Source organism: Capnocytophaga sp. oral taxon 332 str. F0381 (genome assembly GCF_000318275.2).
GTDB classification, from domain to species: domain Bacteria; phylum Bacteroidota; class Bacteroidia; order Flavobacteriales; family Flavobacteriaceae; genus Capnocytophaga; species Capnocytophaga bilenii.
The window spans coordinates 630-1584 of sequence record NZ_KB291311.1 but is presented as its reverse complement, the minus strand read 5'-3'; the positions used below and the strand labels follow the sequence as shown (position 1 = coordinate 1584).

Here is a 955-nt window from a genome sequence, read left to right as displayed (position 1 = left end):
GCCTATTTATTCGAAATCTATTTTCGTTTAACTATAAATTTATGAAAAATGTTTTTTATATATTAATAAGTATTGCTTTTATAGTTTTGGCTATTATTTTTATAAGCAAAAAGAATTCAATAAAATTAGATAACAATACCCACAAGAAACTTATCCTTGCCACTCAAAAAGTTAAATCAAATGATAAATACGATACGATTATAACTCCAAAAGATTATGATTGTAAGGAAGATTTTCACAGATATTCTAATTATCAAAAAAGATTTAATCTTTATATCTCTACTTTTTATGAAATTGATGAAGCTATAAAAACTCCCAATAATGATAGCATCGCTATATTAAGACCTTATTATTCTACACTTGGAGCGACAAATTGCCTTCCTAACAGAGAGTATGAATGGTTACTTTTGGCGAAAAAAGACAATGATGAAGCTAAGTATAAAATCTATAAACAAGTTTTATATTCTGTTGGTTATCATAGTGTTCATTCATTATCAACTTATGAAAATGGATTTATAATAAATGTAGATATGTCTGGTAATAATTATTTTGGTTCAAAAATCTATGTAAATTCTCAATATTGTATAGACAGCATTCATATAGAATCGTGGGGACATCATCAATATGAAAAGACTTATAAATACAAGAATTTTTCATTGGATAATTTCACCTATCATCACATTGATAATCTACGCAAAAAAAACGACAAAATGGATAATATAAGACGTAAAAAAGAAGGACTTCCTATATTATAGAATTGGTTATACTAAATCCACATCGCCACACCCCGATAATCAATTGCTTTTACAGTGCGTGGTGTATACACTTTGGCAAAGTTTCACACTTTGCCAAAGTTGACTACTCTGATTATCAATAATTTTTGAAGTGCGTTATGTAGGGGCGTTTTGCAAACGCCCCCTAAAAAACAAGCCTATTTATTCGAAATCTATTTTCG

The 955-nt window shown here is 28.3% G+C and carries 1 protein-coding gene; it reads left to right on the top strand.

The window, feature by feature from the left end; all coding sequences use genetic code 11:
- Window positions 1–755 (top strand): hypothetical protein (locus HMPREF9075_RS06510; RefSeq protein ID WP_009751393.1); only part of this gene is annotated, 755 nt, incomplete at its 5' end.
- Window positions 756–955 lie beyond the last annotated feature (200 nt).